At 65.8% G+C, this 14,018-nt stretch carries 15 protein-coding genes; 5 read left to right on the forward strand and 10 right to left on the reverse strand.

The genetic code is table 11. The annotated features are described in order from the left end of the window. Positions 1 to 45 precede the first annotated feature (45 nt). From gshA to ada, 3 genes are all read right to left on the reverse strand, one after another. Positions 46 to 1,659, reverse strand: coding sequence for a glutamate--cysteine ligase (gene gshA / locus ACYP33_RS03085; protein ID WP_459619645.1), 1,614 nt, complete (start codon positions 1,657 to 1,659; stop codon positions 46 to 48). A gap of 150 nt (positions 1,660 to 1,809) precedes the next feature. After that, positions 1,810 to 2,814: a DNA-3-methyladenine glycosylase family protein gene (locus tag ACYP33_RS03090; protein WP_459619646.1), complete on the reverse strand. Its 1,005-nt coding sequence runs from the start codon at positions 2,812 to 2,814 to the stop codon at positions 1,810 to 1,812. Then, on the reverse strand, positions 2,811 to 3,899 hold the full coding sequence (gene ada, locus ACYP33_RS03095) for a bifunctional DNA-binding transcriptional regulator/O6-methylguanine-DNA methyltransferase Ada (protein ID WP_414451873.1): 1,089 nt from the start codon (positions 3,897 to 3,899) through the stop codon (positions 2,811 to 2,813). Before ada ends, ACYP33_RS03090 begins: the two co-directional genes overlap by 4 nt. Positions 3,900 to 4,388: 489 nt before the next feature. Between ada and ACYP33_RS03100 the strand changes: the two genes are divergently transcribed. Then, positions 4,389 to 4,799 (forward strand): VOC family protein, encoded by a 411-nt coding sequence (locus tag ACYP33_RS03100; RefSeq protein ID WP_459619648.1) that lies wholly within the window; start codon positions 4,389 to 4,391, stop codon positions 4,797 to 4,799. Positions 4,800 to 4,815: 16 nt separating this feature from the next. Here the strand turns inward: ACYP33_RS03100 and ACYP33_RS03105 are convergent, their stop codons facing one another. Further along, positions 4,816 to 5,370, reverse strand: coding sequence for a YaeQ family protein (locus tag ACYP33_RS03105; RefSeq protein WP_414450689.1), 555 nt, complete (start codon positions 5,368 to 5,370; stop codon positions 4,816 to 4,818). A gap of 197 nt (positions 5,371 to 5,567) precedes the next feature. Here ACYP33_RS03105 and ACYP33_RS03110 point away from each other — a divergent pair, with 197 nt between their 5' ends. Next, on the forward strand, positions 5,568 to 5,738 hold the full coding sequence (locus tag ACYP33_RS03110) for a hypothetical protein (RefSeq protein WP_414443457.1): 171 nt from the start codon (positions 5,568 to 5,570) through the stop codon (positions 5,736 to 5,738). A 28-nt stretch (positions 5,739 to 5,766) separates the two neighbouring features. On the opposite strand, the gene ACYP33_RS03115 is transcribed toward ACYP33_RS03110, so the two are convergent. Continuing rightward, positions 5,767 to 6,009 carry a hypothetical protein gene (locus ACYP33_RS03115; protein WP_459619651.1) on the reverse strand — a complete coding sequence of 81 codons (243 nt, stop codon included), beginning with the start codon at positions 6,007 to 6,009 and terminating at the stop codon, positions 5,767 to 5,769. A 167-nt stretch (positions 6,010 to 6,176) separates the two neighbouring features. Then, positions 6,177 to 7,571 (reverse strand): tRNA uridine-5-carboxymethylaminomethyl(34) synthesis GTPase MnmE, encoded by a 1,395-nt coding sequence (gene mnmE, locus ACYP33_RS03120; RefSeq protein ID WP_414450668.1) that lies wholly within the window; start codon positions 7,569 to 7,571, stop codon positions 6,177 to 6,179. A 348-nt stretch (positions 7,572 to 7,919) separates the two neighbouring features. Between mnmE and ACYP33_RS03125 the strand changes: the two genes are divergently transcribed. Beyond that, positions 7,920 to 8,342 carry a transcriptional regulator gene (locus tag ACYP33_RS03125; protein WP_414451872.1) on the forward strand — a complete coding sequence of 141 codons (423 nt, stop codon included), beginning with the start codon at positions 7,920 to 7,922 and terminating at the stop codon, positions 8,340 to 8,342. Between the two features lie 371 nt (positions 8,343 to 8,713). Continuing rightward, positions 8,714 to 9,136 (forward strand): transcriptional regulator, encoded by a 423-nt coding sequence (locus ACYP33_RS03130; protein ID WP_414443460.1) that lies wholly within the window; start codon positions 8,714 to 8,716, stop codon positions 9,134 to 9,136. A 149-nt stretch (positions 9,137 to 9,285) separates the two neighbouring features. Here ACYP33_RS03130 and yidC read toward each other — a convergent pair whose 3' ends face one another. From yidC to rpmH, 4 genes are all read right to left on the reverse strand, one after another. Beyond that, positions 9,286 to 10,941 carry a membrane protein insertase YidC gene (gene yidC / locus ACYP33_RS03135; protein WP_414443461.1) on the reverse strand — a complete coding sequence of 552 codons (1,656 nt, stop codon included), beginning with the start codon at positions 10,939 to 10,941 and terminating at the stop codon, positions 9,286 to 9,288. 8 nt (positions 10,942 to 10,949) lie between these two features. Beyond that, the gene (gene yidD, locus ACYP33_RS03140; protein WP_414443462.1) at positions 10,950 to 11,216 is read right to left on the reverse strand and encodes a membrane protein insertion efficiency factor YidD; all 267 of its coding nucleotides are present in this window, start codon (positions 11,214 to 11,216) and stop codon (positions 10,950 to 10,952) included. A 94-nt stretch (positions 11,217 to 11,310) separates the two neighbouring features. Continuing rightward, on the reverse strand, positions 11,311 to 11,721 hold the full coding sequence (gene rnpA, locus ACYP33_RS03145; RefSeq protein ID WP_414451871.1) for a ribonuclease P protein component: 411 nt from the start codon (positions 11,719 to 11,721) through the stop codon (positions 11,311 to 11,313). A 73-nt stretch (positions 11,722 to 11,794) separates the two neighbouring features. After that, positions 11,795 to 11,929 carry a 50S ribosomal protein L34 gene (gene rpmH, locus ACYP33_RS03150; protein ID WP_004198824.1) on the reverse strand — a complete coding sequence of 45 codons (135 nt, stop codon included), beginning with the start codon at positions 11,927 to 11,929 and terminating at the stop codon, positions 11,795 to 11,797. Between the two features lie 419 nt (positions 11,930 to 12,348). Between rpmH and dnaA the strand changes: the two genes are divergently transcribed. After that, positions 12,349 to 13,926, forward strand: a complete 1,578-nt coding sequence (gene dnaA, locus ACYP33_RS03155) for a chromosomal replication initiator protein DnaA (protein ID WP_414443463.1) — start codon at positions 12,349 to 12,351, stop codon at positions 13,924 to 13,926. Positions 13,927 to 14,018 lie beyond the last annotated feature (92 nt).

Here is a 14,018-nt window from a genome sequence, read left to right on the forward strand (position 1 = left end):
ATGCCGATCGTTGCAAACGCAACGATCGGCCCAACCCGATTCAGTTCAAACGCTGAAGCGGTTCAGCGTATAAGCGCGATAAGCGGCCACGAACGCATCGAACGATCCGCCGTCCTTGCCTTCCAGCTCGGCCTGCTCGGCCAGTGACTTGTCGGCCAGTGCTCGCGCCGCGGCGGCCGCTTCGCCATCGAGCGGCCGCGCACGGAAGTACTCGGCATGCGCCGCGCTTTGCCGGCGCGCGAAATCGAGGAACGATTCGCCGCGCTCGCGCATCTCGCGCAACACACGCGCCGACGGCGTCTGCTCGGGATCGTCGAGCTTCACGCGCTGCGCGGCCACGGCACGCACGTGTGCATCGTCGCCGCGGATCTCGTCGAGCACGCGCGCCGCGATCTCGATCTTCGCGAACTCGTCCTCGGCCCAGTCGCGCATCGTCACGGCCGCACCGTCGCGCACCAGTTCGAGCCCCGGCTTGCGCCCTTCCATCGTCACACGGCCGAAGTTCGCATTGGCTTCACGATAGGCATCGCATTCGAGCGGCGCGCTGTCGTCGAGCGCGCACACCAGCAGGTAGGCATCCATGAAGCGCGCGGTATCGATGGCGATGCCGGTCGGCTCGAACGGATCGATATCGAGGCAGCGCACCTCGATGTACTGCACGCCGCGCGACGCGAGCGCATGCAGCGGCCGCTCGCCCGAATAGGTGACGCGCTTCGGACGGATCGTCGAGTAGAACTCGTTCTCGATCTGCAGCACGTTGGTGTTGAGCTGGATCCACTCGCCGTCGCGATGCGTGCCGATCGCCTCATAGGCCGGATACGGCTCGCTGACGGCCTTGGACAACGCATCGAGATAGCCGTCGAGCGAGTTGTAATCGGCCACCAGTGCCGACTGCGCCGTGGTGTTCGAATAGCCGAGATCGCTCATCCGCAGGCTTGTAGCGTACGGGCGATACAGCGTGGTCGCGTCGAACGCCTCGAGCGCGCTCTCGCGCCCGCGCAGGAACGCCTTGTCGAGCGCCGGAGACGCGCCGAACAGGTACATCAGCAGCCAACTGGTGCGGCGGAAATTGCGGATCTGCGCGAGATAGCGCGCCGATTGGTAATCGACCGGCGCGGCGGCCGACTGCGCATGCTCGCGCAAACGCAGCCAGATATCCTCGTGCAGCGAGTAGTTGTAGTGAATGCCCGCGATGCACTGCATCGTGCGGCCGTAGCGATACGCGAGGCCGCGGCGGTAGATGGTCTTCAGGCGGCCGATGTTCGAGCTGCCGTATTCGGCGATCGGAATTTGATCGTCGGCCGGCAGCGTGCCGGGCATCGATTCGTTCCAGAGCATCTCGTCGCCGAGCGCGGCGTACGCCTCGCGATGCAGCGTGTCGAGGCTCGCCAGCGTGATCGCCACATCGGGTTCGGCCGGCGTGATCAGCTCGATCAGCGCCTCGGAATAATCGGTCGTGAGCGCGGGATGCGTGAGCGCGGAACCGAGCGCGCGCGGATGCGGCGTCATCGCGATCATGCCGTCGCGCGTCACGCGCAGGCTTTCCTTTTCAATACCGCGCAGGCCGTCAACCAGACGTTCGCGCGTCGGCCCGGAAGCCAGCACGGCGAGACGTTGCTGCAGCAAGTCGGTGTGGCTGGAAGTCATCTTGTTCGACATGGATGCTCGGAAGCAGGCATGGCGGTTTGCTGCCACGCGCACCGCCCGCCGGGATTGACGGTAGCGGGCACTTTAACATCTCGCCGACACGCCCGCTTGAGCCCACCCCGATTCCCGGCACAGCCAAGCCTGGCTTGCCTTCCAGCGCCCTCAGCCGCCGCGCGCGCCGCCCGCCCGGTCGGCAATTTCGTTCCAGAGATGCATGGCCGCATAGGCACGCCACGGGCGCCATGCGTCGCTGCGCCGCCGCTGGCTCGACGGCCGGTCGAGCGACGGATCGCGCGCGACGATCGACTGCATCAGCACGAGATCGGTGGCGGGCCACGCATCCGGGTCGCGCCAGGCGCGCATCGCGATGTATTCGACCGTCCACGGGCCGATGCCGGGCAGCGCGAGCAGCGCCGCACGGCGTTGCGTCAAATCGGCCGTGCCGGCGGCGAGGTCGATCGGCGCCTCGCCGGCAGACACCGCGTGCGCCGTGCCCTGCAGCGCGGCGATCCGCTTGCCGGGCATGCCGATCCGGTCGAGATCGCAGGCGGCCAGCGCGGCCGGCTCGGGAAAGCGCCAGCCGACAGCCGGATGCGGCGGTGCGGCAAGCGGCTCGCCGGCGCGCTGCACCAATCGTCCGATGATCGTGGTCGCGGCCTTCACGCTGACCTGCTGGCCGACGATCGCGCGCACGACAAGCTCGAACGCGGACCACGCGCCCGGCACGCGCAAGCCTGGCGCTGCCGCGACCAGCGGCGCGAACCACGCGTCGCGCGCCAGATGCGCGCCGATCTCGGCCGGGTCGGCCCGCACGTCGAAGACGGTGGCCAAGCGGCCCGCGAGCGCGTCGTCCGCGCGCAACGCAGCGGTGCCCTCGATCGTCGCAACAAGGCAGCGGCGCGTGGGATGACGGCGCACGCTCAACACGCCGCTCGCGCCGCGATAGTCGATCGCACGCAGATACGCGCCGTCGGCGACGGTCTCGACGCCGGGAATCGCGCGCCCGGCCAGGAAACGCAACAGGCGCGGCCAGTCGTACGGCGGCCGGAACGGCAACGCGATCTCGACGCGCGCGGCATCGCCCGCGCCCACGCCTGCAACGCTGGGCCCGCCTATGGCGAGCAGCGCGGAGGCGGAGGCGGATGCAGCCGCGGCGCGACGCGTCATGCGGCGTCGTCGAGCGACAGCGCGGCCGGCTCGCCGGACGCCTGCCGTGCCTCGGCCGCGAGCAGCGCCGCCTTGCGCGCGGTGCCCCAGCGATAGCCGGTCAGCGCACCGTCCTTGTGGATCACGCGGTGGCACGGGATCGCGAGCGCCACCGGGTTCGACGCACAGGCGCTCGCCACGGCCCGCACCGCACGCGGCGAACCGACCGCCTCGGCGATCTGCGTATAGCTGCGCGTCTGGCCATACGGAATCTGCTGCAGGGCTTCCCAGACGCGCTGCTGGAACGCCGTCGCGCTGATGTCGAGCGGCAACGTCATGCGCTCCTGCGTGCCGTGCAGGTAGGCATCGATCTCGCTCAGGAACGGCGCCAGACGCTCCGGCGCGGCAACGCATTCGGCGTTCGCGAAACTCGTGCGCAGATCGTCGACGAGCGGCGCTATCGCGTCGCCAAACGCAATCCGGCAGATGCCGCGCGAGGTGGCCGCCACCAGCACCTGGCCGAGCGACGTGGGCGCGGTGGCGTACTCGATGCGCAGCCCCGCGCCCTTGCGCCGGAACACCGACGGCGCCATGCCGAGCTCGCGCGGCACCGCCTCGTACACACGCGACGACGACTGATACCCGGCATCGACCGCCGCGCGCGTGACCGGCGCGCCGCTTTCGAGCGCATCGCGCAGTGCAGCGCCACGGCGCGCCGCCTGATATTGACGCGGCGTCACGCCCACTACACGCTTGAACAGGCGCTGCAAATGAAACGGGCTCACATGCACGGCCGCGCTCAACTCGGCCAGCGTCGCGCGATCGCTCGCGTCGAGCACGGCGCAGGCGCGCTGCACGATCTCCACTTCGCGCGGCGCGCGTTCGGGCTGACAGCGCTTGCAGGGTCGGAAGCCCGCTTCGCGCGCCGCTGCCGGCGCGTCGAAAAACGCCACATTCTCGCGACGCGGCATGCGCGACGCGCAGCTCGGACGGCAGAACACGCCGGTCGTGCGGACTGCGTAGAAAAACACGCCGTCGGCCCCGGCATCACGCGCGACGAGGGCGGCCCAGCGGGATTCGTCGGTCGGGTACTTGGAAGACATGATCGCCTCGCGAAAACAGTGAGAACGGTATGCACTCTACGTGGCACGCCCTGCGCTGCCTGCCGGAATCTTGCGCTGTCATTCGGCAGAACTAACGGGGTGCGAACGGATGCAGCGCCGCCCCACACCGCACGTCAATTAAGCGAGAACTACACCCAAATTCGCAGCCCTTTGCCGCAGCGCGCGAAACAGCCGAAACGCTGCGACACATTGACTCCGTAACGATATTTTGCAATCGAATTATTGCGACGCACCATCGGCCTGTGTATAGTTGGAACTGTCTCCTCCATGTCTCCTCCTGATATGGATTAAGCCCGCTCCACTAGAGCGGGCTTTTTTTCGTCCATCGTTCGGGCACACCGTTGTTCATCGCTGCGGGCATTTTGCGCGCATCGCGTCATGTCCGTCGAGCTGGCCGAATGGCCGACTCGATGCGCCGCGCGTGATCGACTAGACTCGATCGCTCCATGCCTGAAACAGGAGACGCGCCTCATGAAACCCGTGATTCTCGGCATCGACCACGTCGTGCTGCGCGTCGTCGACATGCCGTCGATGCTGCGCTTTTACTGCGACGTGCTGGGTTGCCATCTCGAGAAGGAACAGCCCGATCTCGGGCTCGTGCAATTGCGTGCCGGCAGCACGCTGATCGACCTGCTGAGGCAGAACGCACCGATCGACCGCGCGGACAGCGGCATGCCGGGCGCGGGCCGCAACATGGATCACCTGTGCCTGCGCGTCGAGCCGTTCGATGCCGACGCACTGCGCGCTCACCTCACGTCGCACGGCGCCGCGCCCGACGAGCCGGCCGAACGCTATGGCGCGGACGGCTACGGGCCGTCGATCTATCTGTCCGACCCCGAGGGAAATCGCGTGGAATTGAAGGGACCGCCGCGCGCGGTGTAGCGAGGAAGGAAAAGCGTTACTCGCCGGCGCGCGGCTTCAGCACGGTCCATTCGACCGCGACCGGATCGTGTGACGCGCTCGACAGCCAGGCCGAGCCATCCTGAATCGTGCATTGCAGCCGCATCGTCCGTTCGGCCATCGTGCCGAGCGCTTCGGCGGCACCGTCGGCCAACGTCAGCACGCGCACGTTGCGCAGGCGTTCCACCTTGCTGCGCACGCCCTGCCACCAGATATCCGAGGTGCGGCCGCCGTAGGCGATCACATCCACCTGGGCCGAACGGCCGCTGGCCTTCGAGATGCGCCGTTCATCCGGCTGGCCGACGTCGATCCAGGCCTCGATCGCGCCCGTCAGGTCCTTTTGCCAGATGTCCGGCTCGTCCGTGTCGGACAGGCCCTTGGCGAACTCGAGGCGCTCGCGCGCCAGCAGCGCGAACGCGACGATACGCACCATCATGCGTTCGTCCGTCTCGGAGGGATGACGGGCCACCGTCAGCGTGTGGTCGGCGTAATAGTGCCGGTCCATGTCCGCAATTTGCAGTTCAGCCTTGTAGATCGTCGATTTGAGCGCCATCCGGTGTCGTGCCGCGTGCGGGCGAAAGGTTCGGTCGGGGCGTGATGATACCGAATGCGCGCGGCGTGCGCCCGAAATCGCGGTGAAGGCTATGGACGGTGGCACGCCATACGAGAAAATCCACGACGCGCCGCTCGTGCGCTGCCTAGAATAAAAAGCAGGGCGCTACGCTGCCCGTCAGCCGCACGGAGGCAATCGTGGTCGAGCAAGTGATCCTGGGCATTTTTCTCGTGCTGCCGCTGGTGATCGTCGCGGCATTGTTCTCCGACGAGCTGTGGCAGGAACATCGCCGGCGGCATCCGCGCGCGCTGCACGCGGTGCATATCGACTGGCGGCATCCGTGGAAGCATTGGCGGCGCGAGCATTGAGGCGTTCGGGCTGCGATCGCGCCCCGCTTCAATGGTTGCTGTTCATCCGCTGCTCATCCATGCGTTGCTGACGCACGCGCTCTTCCTGCATGCGCTCCTCGCGCATCGTTTCCTCGTGCTGGCGCTGGTAGCGCAGCTCTTCCTGCTGATGGCGTTCCGCGCGCAGATAATCCTCGCGATTGTTGACGCGTATGAAGCCGCCCGCAGCGGGCTCCGATGAGTAGGTCTCCGAAGCAAGCTGGGCAAGCGCAGGCAGCGCGACGGCGGACAATGCGCACGCCAGGCAGCCGGCGAGCAGTCGTGAACAAGGGGGCATGCGGGCTCTCGTCGATGGCGGGTGATCGAACACCGTAGCATTCGATGGCGCGCGGCATGACGGGATTGCGAAGCAGGTGGTGCAGATGCGAAACGCGCTGAAGGCAGGCTGGCGACGCGGACTTACTTCCCGATACAGAACCGGCTGAAAATCACCCCCAACAAATCATCCGACGTAAATTCCCCGGTAATCGAATTCAACTGCTCCTGCGCGAGCCGCAACTCCTCCGCGAACAGATCGAGCGCCTGCGCGTTCTGTTCTGCGTGCGCCGCGGCCTGCGCCAGATGCGCCTGCGCCGCGCGCAGCGCGACCAGATGCCGCTCGCGCGCGAGATACACGCTCTCGGCACCGGCCTGCCAACCCGCGATGCGCAGCAACTCCGCACGCAACAGATCGATGCCGTCGCCGCGCTTCGCCGACAGGCGCAATTCGCTCAGATCGGCCTCGCCGGCCAGATGCGCGACCGATGCGGCCTCGTTGCTGAGGTCCGTCTTGTTGAACACGCGCACTACCGGCACATTGGCGGGAAAACGCCCGGCGATCGCGCGATCGTCGTCGCCCAGCGCCGTGCGCGCATCGAGCAGATGCAGCACGACATCGGCGCGCTCGATCTCGCCCCAGGTGCGCGCGATGCCGATCTTCTCGACCTCGTCGTCGGTCTCGCGCAGCCCGGCCGTATCGATGATGTGCAGCGGAATGCCCTCGACCTGGATCGTCTGTGCCACCTTGTCGCGCGTGGTGCCGGCGATCGGTGTCACGATCGCAAGTTCGGCGCCGGCCAACGCGTTGAGCAGCGACGACTTGCCGACGTTCGGCTGCCCCGCCAGCACCACCGACATCCCCTCGCGCAGCAGCGCACCCTGGCGTGCCTCGCCAAGCACCTGCACGAGCCGCGCGCGGATGTGCGCGAGCTTGCCGCGCGCGTCGGCGGCCTCGAGGAAATCGATCTCTTCCTCGGGAAAATCGAGTGTCGCCTCGACCAGCATCCGCAGGCCGATCACGTCGTCGACAAGTGCATGGATCTCGCGCGAGAACACCCCGTCGAGCGAACGCCCCGCCGAACGCACGGCGGCCTCGGTACTGGCTTCGATCAGGTCGGCCACGGCCTCGGCCTGCGCGAGATCGAGCTTGTCGTTGAGAAACGCGCGACGCGTGAATTCGCCCGGCTCGGCCAGCCTCAGGCCGTGCTCGCGGCCCGCGTCCAGACAACGTTGCAGCACCAGTTGCAGCACGATCGGGCCGCCATGCCCCTGCAGTTCGAGCACCTGCTCGCCGGTGTAGGAATTCGGCGCGGTGAAATACAGCGCGATGCCGCGATCGAGCGCGGCGCCGTCCACGTCGAGGAACGGCACGTAGCTCGCGTGCCGCGGCGCCAGAATTTGCCCGCATACCGCGCGCATCAACGCTTCGGCCGCCACCAAGCCGGCGCGGCCGAACGACACGCGCACGACCCCGATGCCGCCTCGGCCGGCAGCAGTGGCAATGGCGACGATCGGATCGGAATCGGTGACGGGCATGGAGAAGTCGAAGGCAAGGAGGATCGGGCCGGCATCGCCGTGGACGCCGCTGGAACGCCCGCATTGTAGCGTGGCGGCCGGAAGCGCTCCGAGGCCGGAGCGCGTCGCACCGGGCCGGGTTCGCCTGCGATTGCCGGCAGGCCATTTTCGCCCGATCAGGCTATTTCATCATCAGAACGTCCCTCGTCGAATCGGGTCGTACATCCCGAATCTCGTCCACATGCTTTTATTTACGAGATAATCATGGTCAATCTCGGCTGCACCCGCCGCCGCATTCCGGCGCCTAATGAGATAAATATGACGCAGTCGGTTGTCATTGCGCCATCGCCTCGATTGCACAATCTGCGCATGCCGACCCTCGAAGAAAAAATGGCGTTTTCAGAACGCCTCAAATTCGCGCTATTACGCAGTCCCGAGAAACTTTCCGGCGCGACCGAACTTGCCCTGCACTTCAACCTGCGCCATCACGGCGAGCATCCGGTGTCGCCGCAAACCACGCACAAGTGGCTGACCGGCCGCACGATTCCGACCGCCGACAAGCTCGCGACACTCGCCGAATGGTTGCGCGTCGATCTGCACTGGCTGCATTACGGGCCGCCGCCCACCAGCAATGCACTCAGCACGCCGCGCCCGTTGCCACGTGACGAACGCTATCCGCCGACGCAGGAAACCATCGAACTGGCGACCAAGATCGAATCGCTGTCGTCGCATCATCGTTATCTGGTGCAGGAGCTGATCGAACAGTTCTATGGCGGGCCACCACAACGCTGAGAGGCCGACGAGCCGGCCATCCGCTGCGAACTGCGACCCGATGTCACAATTTGGCCGGTTTCGGCCAGCGCCTCGCGGATTGGCTGTTAGTTGCATTTAGAGACAAGGCCGGTGCCCATAAGAACGTTCGGTATCGCGGCTCCTTAGCTCTGATCAATCGTAGCCGATTCTCCCAAACACGCTAAATTACCAGCAACCAGCAACACGATTGCGCATGACGCCGGAATGCTGTTGCTCACTGTATACAAGCATTTCCGAGATAACGCGAGCACCGGGACGCGCGACGCCCCAGTTGAATCAACACGCATTTGAGATAAATATGACGTGACTGGTTGTCGGAAGCATCGGCCCCCGATTGCACAATCTGGCGCATGCCGACGCCCGACGAGAAATCGGCGTTCTCCGAACGCCTGAAGTTCGCCCTGATGCGCAGCCCTGAAAAGGTAGCGGGCGCGACCGAACTCGCGTTGCATTTCAATTTGCGCCATCACGGCGAGCAGCCCGTCTCGCCACAAACGGCGCACAAATGGCTGACCGGCCGCACGATCCCGACAGCCGACAAGCTTGCGACGCTCGCCGGCTGGTTGCGCGTGGATGCGCACTGGCTCCACTACGGGCCGCCGCCGTCGGTCGCCGCGCGCAACACACCGAAGCCGCTGCCACGCGACGCCACTTACCCGCCCACGCAAGAGACGATCGAGCTGGCGACCAAGATCGAAGCGCTCTCGCCGCATCACCGCTACCTGGTGCAGGAACTGATCGAACAGTTCTACGGCGATTCGTCCGACCGGTGATTCTGCACCGCCGCGCGACACGCGTGGCATGTGATCGCCGCGACACGGCGTCGCCTCCGCCCTTCACCCGTTTCGAACATCCATGAAAAAACCGCCCGGTTCTGACACCGGGCGGTTCTTGTCATGCGGCGGGCAAGCAGCCCGTTACATCAGGAGGCCGCCTTCTTGTTGCCCAGCGCGCGCGTGATGTAGTACTGCTGCGCCACGGACAGCACCGTGTTGACGACGTAGTACAGCACGAGGCCAGCCGGGAAGAAGAAGAACATGACCGAGAACGCCAGCGGCATGAACATCATCATCTTGGCCTGGACCGGGTCCGGCGGCGTCGGGTTCAGGCGCGTCTGCACGAACATCGCGCCGGCCATCAGGACCGGCAGGATGAAGAACGGGTCGCGCTGCGACAGATCGTGAATCCAGAGAATCCACGGCGCGCCGCGCATTTCCACCGATGCCAGCAGCACCCAGTACAGCGAGATGAACACCGGGATCTGGATCACCACCGGCAGACAGCCGCCGAACGGGTTGACCTTCTGCGTCTTGTACAGCTCCATCAGCGCCGCGTTCATCTTCTGCGGATCGCCCTTGAAGCGCTCGCGCAGCGCCTGCATGCGCGGCGTGATTTCCTTCATGCGCGCCATCGACTTGTAGCTGGCAGCCGACAGCGGGAAGAACACGGCCTTGATCAGCAGCGTCAGCAGGACGATCGACCAGCCCCAGTTGCCGACATAGCTGTGGATCTTCTGCAGCAGCCAGAACAGCGGCTTGGCGATGATCGTGACCCAGCCGTAATCCTTGACCAGATCGAGGCCCGGCGCGATGCCTTCCAGCACGCGCTCTTCTTCCGGACCGGCGAACAGGCGCGCCGACACGTCGGTTGACTGGCCCGGCTCGATCGTCTTGACCGGCTCCTTGATGCCCACGCGATACAGCGAATCGATCTTCTCGACGTAGATATCGTGCTTCACGCCCTGCTGCGGAATCCAGGCCGACGCGAAATAGTGCTGGACCATCGCCACCCAGCCGTTGTCGGCCGAGCTGACGTAATCCGCCTTGTTCTTGTCGATGTCGCTGAAGGTGATCTTCTGGAAATGCTTCTGGTCCGTGTAGACGGCCGGCCCGAGGAAGGTGTGCGAGAACAGCGGCGTTTCCACCGGCGTGCTGTCGCGGACGATTTCCATGTAGACGGTCGGCGAAACCGGCGCCGTGCCGACGTTGTCGATCTTGGTGTCGACGCCGATCACATAGCTGCCGCGCGTGAAGGTGTAGGTCTTCACGACCTTCACGCCGCCCTTCTCCTGCGACTCGAACGACAGCTTCATCGAATCCTGGCCCGCGGCCAGCGCGGTGGGATTGCCGGCCACCGGCGTGAACACGTCGTTGTGGTTCGGGAAGTTGCCGCCCGTCACGCCGGTGCGTGCCAGGTAGGTGTGATCCTGGGTGTGGTCGAACAGCGTGACGAACAGGTCGGGCTGCTTGCCGTCGCCTTCCTTCTTCAGCGTCAGCTTGGTCAGCGTGCCGCCGCGCGTGTCGATCTCGCCGTCATAGACGTCGGTCGAGAAGCGCACCAGCTGCGCCTGCGCGATCGGCGCGGTGTTCGCCGGCGCCGTGGTGGAGGCGGCCGGCAGCGCTGCCGTTCCGCTGGCTGCGGAGGCGCCGCTGCTGGCGTCGGTCGAGGACGCGCCTTGGGTCTTCGTGACGTTCGGGAAGAACATCGACTGGCCCCCATGGGCTCTCTGCCAGTTGTCGTACAGCATGACCGCTGACATGAAGAAAATCACCCATAGGACGGTGCGTTTGATATCCATGCGTTGTCTCAGAGTCGATGGGACGGCGCTTCAGTTTCGTGGGTAGCGCTGGCACCGGAACGGGCCGGCGGGACGAGATCGATGCCGCCGGCGGAAAACGGATGGCAGCGGCACAGACGCTTCGCGGCCAAGTACGTGCCGCGCGCGGCGCCATGATACTGGATTGCCTCGCGCGCGTAATCCGAACAGGAAGGGTAAAAACGGCAACGGCTGCCGAGCAAGGGACTCAAGGCAGCCTTGTAGACACGCAGCAATGCGATCAATACCGTTTGCATAGCATTCGGCGCTTGCGCGCCGTCATGTGACCGGATGGGCATGCCCGCGAGGCGCACCCGGCCCGGCCATCGGAAAAGCTCACCGGCGCGCGGTTCAAGCGCCCGCCGGTTTGACGGGGCCGCGCTTGGCGACTTCGCGCGCCGCCTTGTCGAGCAGCTCGCGAATCTCGCCTTCGCACAGCGCGGCGAGCGGCGCGGAAACCGCGCTCGGCATCGCCTTCTTGTCGAAACGCGTGTGCAGCCGCAGCAGCAAATCCCAGCCGGCGAACTCCGCGCGCCGCTGGCGGAACGCCTCGCGGGCGAGGCGTTTCACCAGGTTGCGCGTGGCCGCGCGCGGCGCGAACTTCTTGCCGATCACGAGGCCGAGGCGGGCGTCGCCACCCACCGGCTTGCCGTAGATCACGAAGTGCGCGCTGCGCCGCCAGGGGCGCAAACGAAAAACGGATGAGAACTCATCCGTTTTCAGAAGCCGCGCGGCTTTCGGGAAGGTCGCGCCCACCTGCAACGGATCGATGCCGGGGCTTGCGACTGCGTTGCCCGCATCGCCGCTGACGGCGGACACGGCGCTTCGCCCGTCCTTAGATGGCGAGGCGCTTGCGGCCCTTCGCGCGACGTGCGTTGATGACCTTGCGGCCACCTGCAGTCTTCATGCGGACGCGGAAACCATGGGTACGCTTACGACGCGTCACGGAAGGTTGGTAGGTACGTTTCATGTTGCTCTCACTTGGTCGAGAATGTCGGTAATCAGGGACCGCGTGCCCGATCCTTCAGGCCACCGGGCGAACGCAATCGCCGAAAATCTAGGATTGGTTTTCGCGGAACCCGCTATTTAATCCGTTTTTCTGTGAGCGGTCAATACTTTAGCCCCGTTCCCGCCCCCTGTGCAGCAATCCCCACCCTCACCCCACCGAGTGGCGCACCCCTGTGGATAACTCCCGCGACGCCCCCGTTTGGCGTTAGAATCTCGCCTTACCTCCAAGAATCCCGCACACCGCTCCGGCTCGTCCTGCGCCCGAAACCCTTGTGGCACGTGCCTCCGGAGCATGCTCGCTCGGCCGCACCGGGCCTTGTTGCCGATCCGCAACAAGGGCGGCCTCGTGCCGCTGTGCAACCCAAGAACGACAGCACCTAGATGAATGATTTCTGGCAACACTGTTCCGCCCTGCTGGAGCGTGAATTGACGCCCCAGCAGTACGTGACGTGGATAAAACCGCTGGCGCCGGTGGCCTTCGACGCCGCCGCGAACACGTTGTCCATTGCCGCCCCCAACCGCTTCAAGCTCGACTGGGTGAAGAGCCAGTTCTCGGGCCGGATCTCCGATCTGGCCCGCGATTTCTGGAACGCGCCGGTCGACGTCCAGTTCGTGCTGGACCCGAAGGCCGGCGCCCGCAGCGCAGCACCGGCGGTCGCGCCGCGCCCGTCGGTGGCGGCCACCGAAGCCGCGCCCGTCGCCGTCACGCCCGCTGCCGCACCGGCCCCCGAAGCGCCGGTCAATCCGGCCGTGGCCGCGATCCGGGCCGCCCAGGCGGCGGCGCAGGCTGCCGCCCAAGCCGCCGCGCTGAATGCCGACGACGCCGCCGATCTCGATCTGCCGAGCCTGACCGCCCACGAGGCCGCCGCCGGCCGCCGCACCTGGCGGCCGGGCGCGAACGGCCCCGCGGCCGGCGACGCCGCCGATTCGACCTACGAACGCTCCAAGCTGAACCCGGTCCTGACCTTCGACAACTTCGTCACCGGCAAGGCCAACCAGCTCGCGCGCGCCGCGGCCATCCAGGTGGCCGACAACCCCGGCGTGTCGTACAACCCGCTGTTCCTGTATGGCGGCGTCGGCCTCGGCAAGACCCACCTGATCCACGCGATCGGCAATCAGTTGCTGCTCGACAAGCCGGGCGCGCGAATCCGCTACATCCACGCCGAGCAATACGTGTCCGACGTCGTGAAGGCCTACCAGCGCAAGGCATTCGACGATTTCAAGCGTTACTACCACTCGCTCGACCTGCTGCTGATCGACGATATTCAGTTCTTTTCGGGCAAGTCGCGCACGCAGGAAGAATTCTTCTACGCGTTCGAGGCGCTGGTCGCCAACAAGGCGCAGGTGATCATCACCAGCGATACCTACCCGAAGGAAATCTCGGGCATCGACGACCGCCTGATCTCGCGCTTCGACTCCGGCCTGACCGTGGCGATCGAGCCGCCCGAACTCGAAATGCGCGTGGCGATCCTGATGCGCAAGGCGCAATCGGAAGGCGTGAACCTGTCGGAAGACGTGGCCTTCTTCGTCGCCAAGCACCTGCGCTCGAACGTGCGCGAGCTCGAAGGCGCGCTGCGCAAGATCCTCGCGTATTCGAAGTTCCACGGCCGCGAGATCAGCATCGAGCTGACCAAGGAAGCGCTGAAGGATTTGCTGACGGTGCAGAACCGGCAGATTTCGGTCGAGAACATCCAGAAGACCGTTGCCGATTTCTACAACATCAAAGTGGCCGACATGTACTCGAAGAAGCGCCCCGCGAACATCGCGCGGCCGCGGCAGATCGCGATGTACCTGGCCAAGGAACTGACGCAGAAGAGCCTGCCCGAAATCGGCGAGCTGTTCGGCGGGCGCGACCACACCACCGTGCTGCACGCGGTGCGCAAGATCGCCGACGAACGCAGCAAGGATGCGCAGTTGAACCACGAGCTGCACGTGCTCGAACAGACGCTGAAGGGATAAACGCGCCAACTTGCGCGCCGCTGCCGGCGGCTCGCACGCGCGCGCGATCCATACGCCGATCCGGGTGAATTTAAAAGGGGCGGTTCTGTTTT

The organism is Burkholderia sp. 3C, assembly GCF_054589155.1.

What these genes read in the sequence shown, in the direction of transcription:
- gshA (WP_459619645.1), bottom strand. Translation starts at nt 1,659, where the DNA reads ATGTCGAACAAGATGACTTCCAGCCACACCGACTTGCTGCAGCAACGT.
- yidC (WP_414443461.1), bottom strand. Translation starts at nt 10,941, where the DNA reads ATGGATATCAAACGCACCGTCCTATGGGTGATTTTCTTCATGTCAGCG.
- ACYP33_RS03130 (WP_414443460.1), top strand. Translation starts at nt 8,714, where the DNA reads ATGCCGACGCCCGACGAGAAATCGGCGTTCTCCGAACGCCTGAAGTTC.
- yidD (WP_414443462.1), bottom strand. Translation starts at nt 11,216, where the DNA reads ATGCAAACGGTATTGATCGCATTGCTGCGTGTCTACAAGGCTGCCTTG.
- ACYP33_RS03105 (WP_414450689.1), bottom strand. Translation starts at nt 5,370, where the DNA reads ATGGCGCTCAAATCGACGATCTACAAGGCTGAACTGCAAATTGCGGAC.
- dnaA (WP_414443463.1), top strand. Translation starts at nt 12,349, where the DNA reads ATGAATGATTTCTGGCAACACTGTTCCGCCCTGCTGGAGCGTGAATTG.
- ACYP33_RS03090 (WP_459619646.1), bottom strand. Translation starts at nt 2,814, where the DNA reads ATGACGCGTCGCGCCGCGGCTGCATCCGCCTCCGCCTCCGCGCTGCTC.
- ACYP33_RS03100 (WP_459619648.1), top strand. Translation starts at nt 4,389, where the DNA reads ATGAAACCCGTGATTCTCGGCATCGACCACGTCGTGCTGCGCGTCGTC.
- rpmH (WP_004198824.1), bottom strand. Translation starts at nt 11,929, where the DNA reads ATGAAACGTACCTACCAACCTTCCGTGACGCGTCGTAAGCGTACCCAT.
- mnmE (WP_414450668.1), bottom strand. Translation starts at nt 7,571, where the DNA reads ATGCCCGTCACCGATTCCGATCCGATCGTCGCCATTGCCACTGCTGCC.
- ACYP33_RS03125 (WP_414451872.1), top strand. Translation starts at nt 7,920, where the DNA reads ATGCCGACCCTCGAAGAAAAAATGGCGTTTTCAGAACGCCTCAAATTC.